This is a genomic window from Pseudomonas sp. GW460-LB5, assembly GCF_059423245.1.
Map to the genome: position 1 here is coordinate 37588 of NZ_JBWKXT010000018.1, position 7051 is coordinate 44638.

Here is a 7051-nt window from a genome sequence, read left to right on the forward strand (position 1 = left end):
CTTACAAGGCATTGATCAGGGTGCTGAAGGTTTCTTGCGCCGCCTTGATGATTTGCGACGAAGCCGTGTAGTAGTGCTGGAATTTCACTAGGCTGGCCGCCTCGTCATCGAGGTTGACGCCAGACACCGCGCTGCGGCTTTCGCTGGCGGACTTGAGTACCGCCTCGGTCGCCGTGGTGTCGATGGTCGCCTGGTTGGCCTTGGCACCCACGCGCTCCACCAGCGAGGCATAGGCCGACGTGAAGCTGGTGCCACCGCCGGACCCGGTGTTCACCGTCGACTTGGTCTGCAGGCCCAGCAGCGCCGTTGCGTTGCGGTTGTCGGCCTTGCCGTCGGCATTGAACGACAGGGTAAAGCTGTCGTTGGCCGCCGGGCTGCCGCCGATGGTGGTCTCGACACTGAACGTGCGCGGGTTGCCGCTGCCATCGAGAATCGGCTGCCCAGCCGCATCGAGCATTGGCACGGCCACCGACAGTTTGTTGTCCGTTCCCGGCACCACGCTGCCGGTGCCGATCTGGGTGCCCTTGGCATCGAACAGCTTGTAGCCTTGTGAGCCACCACTGGCAGTGTCGAACACCACGCGCACCGGCATCGAGTCGCGAATAGACTGCTGGATCAGTGCGGTGTCGGCACCGCCATAGATATCCAGCGACTGGCTCAAAGTAGGCTGGGTAATGGTGCCGGTGCCGCTGTTGCCGCTACCCGAGGCGGCGCTGATCGGCCCGGCAAAGGCCAGCTTGTTGGCATCGGTCAGGGTTGTGGTGATGCTGCCTGCTGCGGCACGAGTGGGGATGACCTTGAAGCTGTCGCCTGCCGCCAGGCCACCGCCTTTCAGCGACAGGCTGAAGCCGTCGATCACCGGCGCCGGGTCGGCGCTGAGGTCAAAGCTACCCATGTCGGTGCCGTCGGAGCGGCGTACGCTGTACTGGTTGGCGCTGGTGAACTTCACCTCGTAGTCGTAGGTGGTCAGCGCACCGCTGTTGGCAATGGTCACGTCCAGGTTGCCGGAGCCGGTGCTGTTGCTCGACGAGGCCAGGCTGCGCTGGGCAACGGCAGTGGCGCTGTTGATGCTGGAGAACAGCGAGCTGCCGAACTGGCCATTGGCATCCAGGCCCTGCCCCAGCTGGCTGTTGATGCTGTCCGAAACCACCAGGGCTACACGGCCCAATTCGTTCATGGACGGTGTCAGCACGTCCTGGCGGTAGCGCACCAGGCCGCCGATCGCGCCACCGGTCACGACCGAGGTCACGTCGGAGCTGAACGACTCGTAGTTGATACGCAGGCTGGCCTGGCTCTTGTCGGCAGTACCCGGTTGCACCGACAAGGTGTTGGCCTTGTTGCCGGTGACCAGCGACTGGCCGCTGCCCAGGTACACGTCGTAGTTGCCGTCACGCTCCTGCACGGTCACGCCAACCAGCTCGTTGAGCTGGCGTACCGCTTCGCTGCGCGCATCCAGCAGGCTGTTCGGCGTGTTGCCAGTGCCCGAGGCCGCCGCGATCTGCTTGTTGTACTCGGCAATGCTGGCCGTGAGCTTGTTGACCTGGCCAGCCATGGTGTCGAGCTGGGAGTTGATCGTTTCGTTTTGCTGGGTCAGCTGGGTACTCACCGCGTTGAAACGGTTGCTCAGGGTTTGTGCCTGGGTCAGCAACAGCTGCCGGGAGGCAACGTCACCGGGCTTGGCCGCTGCCGTCTGCAGGGCCGAAAAGAACGCCGTGAGGACCGAGCTGATGCCGGTATCGCGATCGGCCAGCAGCTTGTCGATGCTGGTGATCTGGTCCTGGAAGGCAACCGAGTCCGCCTGCAGCGAAGTCGCGGTCTGCAGTTGGTTGTCCAGGTAGGAGCTGTAGATGCGACGCACGTCCGACAGCGTGGTACCGGTACCCAGGAACCCCGCGCCGATGTTGTGCGAAGGCCCCGCCGCCTGAATCGTCTGCTGGCGCGAATAGCCACTGGTCGCGGCGTTGGCGATGTTGTTACTGGTTACCGACAAGGCCGCCTGGCTGGCACTCAGGCCACTCAGGCCGATGGAAATCAGGCTCGACATGATTTAGTCCTTTTATAGATTCGTGGTTCTGCCAGCCATGGCGTATTGCGGGGTTGTCTGCATTTGCTGGGCGATGCTGATGATCTTCTTCGCATAGCCCGGGTCGGTCGCATAACCTGCCTTTTGCAGCTCTCTTGCAAACTGCTCAGGGTTATCGGCCGAGGCCAACGCATCTTGATAGCGAGAATTGCCCTGCAGCAGGTTTACCAGGTCGTGGAAGCTGTCCTGGTACGAGTCATAGCTGCGGAAGGCTGCGGTTTCCTTGACGAACTGGCCATCACGGAACTCGCTGGTGATCGCCCGTGCCTGCTCACCCTGCCAGTTGCCGGTGGCCTTGATGCCGAACAGGTTGTGGCTGCTGCTGCCATCGGTATTGCGCATCACTGATTTGCCCCAGCCGGTTTCCAGTGCGGCCTGGGCTACCAGGTAACGCGGGTCGATGCCAATGCGCTTGGCGGCCTGCTCGGCCATCGGCAGCATGGTGGCAACGAATTCGTCACTGTCGGCAAAGGCCTTGTTCGGCGCCAGCGGGGGCTGGGCCACGGCGCGGCCGACAATGCGCAGGCCGTTGTCCGGCACAGCGAAAGCCTTGGCCACCTGCTGGCCGTCACGGGCAGGCACGGCGGCGGCATTGGCACTGGCGGCCGATGGCACGATACCGGCCAGCAGGCGATCGGTGAGTTTGCTCGGCAAGGCCAGGCGCCGCGAGTTGAGCGCAGCGACGTCGTTGCGGGTGCTGACCGAGTCCGTGGCATGCACCGGCTCCGCCACCTTGTTGCCCCACAGCGCCGGACCACTGCCATCGGCACGCGGGAACGGGCTGGTATTGATCGATGCACTGCGGCCCTTGGTCAGCTGGCGCACCAGCACGTCCTGCAGGCCGATACCGCCACCTTCGCGGGACATGCTCACGGCCAGCTGCTGGTCGTACATGTCACGGTACTGCTTGACCGTTTCGGTGTTCATCGGGTTGTCATCGGCCAGCACGTCGCTGGCCTTGCGCGAGGCCTTGAGCATTTCGCTGATGAACAGCGACTCGAACTCCTGGGCCACCTTGCGCACGTTGGCTTCGCTGTCGCGGTCACCGTGCTTCAGAGCACTCAGGCGATTGAGGTCGGTATAGGCACCGCTGTCGGCACTGCCGGAGACCTGGCTTTTGATATTCATCCGCGCCGTCCTCAGATCACGATCAGGTCGGCCTGCAAGGCGCCGGCCTGTTTCAGGGCTTCGAGAATGGCCATCAGGTCGCCGGGCGCCGCGCCCACCTGGTTCACCGCCCGGACGATCTCATCCAGTGTGGTGCCTGGGCCGAACTTGAACATCGGCTTGGCTTCCTGCTCGGCGTTGACCCGCGAGCGGGGCACCACGGCCGTCTGGCCATTGGAGAAGGCCCCCGGCTGGCTGACGATCGGGTCTTCGGTAATGGTCACGGTCAAGCTGCCGTGGGTCACCGCCGCGGGCGACACCTTGACGTTCTGGCCGATGACAATGGTGCCGGTACGCGAGTTGATGATGACCTTGGCCACCGCCTGGCCCGGGTCGATTTCGAGGTTCTCAAGGATCGACAGGTAATCCACGCGCTGGCTGGGGTCCATAGGCGCACTGACCCGCACCGAACCACCGTCCACGGCCTGGGCCACACCCGGACCAAGCAGCTCGTTGACCTTGTCGACGATACGCTTGGCCGTGGTGAAGTCCGGCCGATTCAGGTTCAGGGTCAGGCTGTTGCCCTGATTGAAGCCGCTCGGCACAGCCCGTTCAACGCTGGCACCGCCCGGAATACGACCCGCCGACGGAACGTTGACGGTGATCTTCGAGCCGTCACGGCCTTCGGCGTCAAAGCCACCCACCACCAGGTTGCCCTGGGCGATGGCGTAGACGTTGCCGTCGATACCCTTGAGCGGGGTCATCAGCAGGCTGCCGCCACGCAGGCTCTTGGAGTTACCGATCGACGACACGGTAATGTCCACCACCTGGCCGGGCTTGGCGAACGCCGGCAGGTCGGCATGCACCGACACCGCCGCGACGTTCTTCAACTGCACGTTGCCGGAGCCGGCCGGCACCTTGATGCCGAACTGCGACAGCATGTTGTTGAAGGTTTGCAGGGTGAACGGCGTCTGGGTGGTCTGGTCACCCGTGCCGTTCAGGCCCACCACCAGGCCGTAACCGATCAACTGGTTGGAACGCACGCCAGAAATGCTGGCGATGTCCTTCAGGCGCTCTGCCTGGGCACCGAAGGCACAGGACAGGAGCAGGGTTGCGGCAATCAGCTGCCTCACGTTGAACATGGTCATCCGTACTCAGAAAGGCCAAAGCGGGCTGATGAAGAAGCGGTCCAGCCACCCGGGCTGGCTGGCATCGGCGAACGAGCCGGTACCGGAATAAGTGATGCGCGCGTCGGCCACCCGGGTAGACGGCACGGTGTTGTCGGTGGCGATGTCATCAGCGCGGATCATGCCGGCAATGCGCACCAGCTCCTCGCCGGTGTTCAGGGTCAGCCACTTCTCGCCGCGCACGGCGATAATGCCGTTGGGCAGCACTTCGGCCACGGTCACGGTAATCGAACCGGTCAGGGTGTTGCCCTGGGTGGCCTTGCTGTCGCCCTTGGTGGCACGCTCGCCGTTGTACCCGGCCTCCAGCGACAGATCACCACCGCCGAACGGGTTGTTGGTGTTCGGTGTGCTGCCAAACAGCGAGGTCAGGCCGATATCGGCCTTGCTGTTTTTCTGGATCTGCGAACCTGCGTTCTTGCTGGCCGAGGTTTTCTCGTTAAGGGTGATGGTGATGATGTCACCCACCCGGAACGCCTTGCGGTCGCTGTACAGGTTCTGCTCGAAACCGGCCTGGTAGATGGAACCGTTGTTGGCCGCTGCCGGTAACGGGGTGCGCGGCAGTACCGGCGCGTAGTACGGGTCGTTGGGCTTGGGCGTCGGGCCGACGCAACCTGCCAGCAACACCGCCCCCCCCAGGGCGAACACGGACAACAGACGATTCATGGTGCATACCTCACGGGTGTAACGAAGCGACAGGGCTTAGAGCTGTTGAGTCACGAACGACAGCATCTGGTCGGCGGTGGAAATGACCTTGGAGTTCATCTCGTAAGCGCGCTGGGTGGTGATCATGTTCACCAGCTCTTCCACGGTGCTGACGTTGGAGTTTTCCAGGGTCTGCTGCTGGGTGGTACCGAAGCCGTTCAAGCCCGGTGTGCCGACTTGCGGCGCACCACTGGCGGCAGTTTCCAGGAACAGGTTGTCGCCGATGGCCTGCAGGCCAGCCGGGTTGATGAAGTCGGCGGTCTGGATGTTGCCGATCACCTGCGCAGCCGGGTTGCCGGCGGTGGTGATCGATACTGTGCCGTCCTGGCCGACGGTGAAGGTTTGCGCGTCGTTCGGCACCACAACGGCAGGCTCGAGGGCGTAGCCATTGGCGGTGACGATCTGGCCGTCGGAGTTCAGGTGGAAGGTGCCGTCACGGGTGTACGACACGGTGCCGTCTGGCTGCAGGATCTGGAAGAAGCCACGGCCGTTGACCGCCATGTCCAGCGGGTTCTCGGTGGTTTGCAGGCTGCCAGCGACGAAGCTTTTTTGCGTGCCGACAATGCGCACACCGGTACCGACCTGTAGGCCCGAAGGCAGCTCGCTGTCCTGGGTCGACTGCGCGCCAGGCTGACGCTTGATCTGGTAGAGCAGGTCTGCGAATTCGGCGCGATCACGCTTGAAGCCGGTGGTGGAGACGTTGGCCAGGTTGTTGGAAATGACCGTCAGGTTGGTGTCCTGGGCGGACAGGCCGGTTTTAGCGACCCAAAGAGCCGGAAGCATATAGTTTCTCCTCGTGCGCCTGTTTTACGGCACCCGTTCAAAAGTGATTAGCCGATTTGCAAAACCCGAGCCATGGCTTCGTCGCCTTCCTTGGCCGTGTTCATCATCTTGACGTGCAGTTCGAACTGGCGAGACAGCGCCAGCACCGAGGTCATTTCCTCGACAGCATTGACGTTGCTGCCTTCCAGGAAGCCCGACACCACCCGAACGTTGACGTCGGCATCGGCCGGTTGGCCAGAAGCGGTATGGATCAAGCCATCCAGCCCTTTTTGCAGGCCTTTGGTGTCTGGGTTGACCAGCTTGATCCGGTCGACCTCGGCCATCACGCGGGGGTCTTCACCCATGGAGCGAATGCTGAGGGTGCCGTCGGCACCCACCTCAACCTTCTGCTCTGGCGGGATGGCAATCGGGCCACCGTTGCCGATCACCGGCATGCCGTTGCCGGCACGCAGCACGCCGAGGGCGTCGATGTTCAGGCTACCGGTACGCACGTAGGCTTCGCTGCCGTCCGGGGCCTGCACGGCAATGAAGCCCTTGCCGGTCACGGCGACATCCAGGTCACGCCCCGTCTCGACCAACGGGCCCTCGCTGAAGTCGGTGGCCGGGCGTTCGGTCATGGCAAAGGCGCGCGCCGGAAAGCTGTCGCCGAACACCGGCATCGAACGGGCCTGCTCCAGGTCACGCTGAAAACCGTTGGTGGAAATGTTCGCCAGGTTGTTGGCGTGGGCCTTTTGCGCCAGCGCGTTCTGGCTGGCGCCGGTCATGGCCACATAAAGCAACTTGTCCACAGTATCTCCTCTGCGCGTCGCTGCCGCGCTGTCACTGGCCAGGTCCGAAGCAATAATCGAACCAAGTCTGAAACCGCCTGTTTACAGGGGCTCCAGCGCAGCAAGGGGCAACAAACGTCAGTTTGTCGGCGGAAGTTTGCCGCCTGCGGCAAGGGCGTGCTCAGAAGGTGCGGCAAGCGGCGTTGTTGTAAGGGCCGGAATGGCGTACCCAGCCCTCGCCCGGGTTGTTGGCAGAGCACAGGTAGCGGCCGGTGGCCAGGCTTTGCCATTGGTAGAACGGGGCGGGAGCGGCCGAGAGCGGCAAGGCCATGGCCAGGAGGGCGGTGAGCATTAGCCGTTTCATGGGCGTGAACCTTGAAGAACCTGGGGCCGCTTTGCGGCCCATCGCCGGGGGGGGGGCG

At 63.4% G+C, this 7051-nt stretch carries 7 protein-coding genes; all 7 read right to left on the reverse strand.

Going from position 1 to position 7051, the window contains the following annotated elements; genetic code table 11:
- Position 1 precedes the first annotated feature (1 nt).
- Positions 2–2044, reverse strand: coding sequence for a flagellar hook-associated protein FlgK (flgK, locus tag AC07XM_RS13280; RefSeq protein ID WP_102690279.1), 2043 nt, complete (start codon positions 2042–2044; stop codon positions 2–4).
- A 12-nt stretch (positions 2045–2056) separates the two neighbouring features.
- On the reverse strand, positions 2057–3211 hold the full coding sequence (gene flgJ, locus AC07XM_RS13285) for a flagellar assembly peptidoglycan hydrolase FlgJ (protein ID WP_016488458.1): 1155 nt from the start codon (positions 3209–3211) through the stop codon (positions 2057–2059).
- Positions 3212–3222: 11 nt separating this feature from the next.
- Entirely contained in the window at positions 3223–4332 is a 1110-nt protein-coding gene (locus AC07XM_RS13290; protein ID WP_024717755.1) for a flagellar basal body P-ring protein FlgI, read from the reverse strand.
- 12 nt (positions 4333–4344) lie between these two features.
- Positions 4345–5040, reverse strand: a complete 696-nt coding sequence (flgH, locus tag AC07XM_RS13295; RefSeq protein WP_016488460.1) for a flagellar basal body L-ring protein FlgH — start codon at positions 5038–5040, stop codon at positions 4345–4347.
- A 36-nt stretch (positions 5041–5076) separates the two neighbouring features.
- Positions 5077–5862, reverse strand: a complete 786-nt coding sequence (gene flgG, locus AC07XM_RS13300; protein WP_012273525.1) for a flagellar basal-body rod protein FlgG — start codon at positions 5860–5862, stop codon at positions 5077–5079.
- 47 nt (positions 5863–5909) lie between these two features.
- Positions 5910–6650, reverse strand: coding sequence for a flagellar basal body rod protein FlgF (locus AC07XM_RS13305; protein ID WP_016488461.1), 741 nt, complete (start codon positions 6648–6650; stop codon positions 5910–5912).
- 160 nt (positions 6651–6810) lie between these two features.
- Positions 6811–6993 (reverse strand): hypothetical protein, encoded by a 183-nt coding sequence (locus AC07XM_RS13310; protein ID WP_024717754.1) that lies wholly within the window; start codon positions 6991–6993, stop codon positions 6811–6813.
- Between the last annotated feature and the right edge of the window lie 58 nt (positions 6994–7051).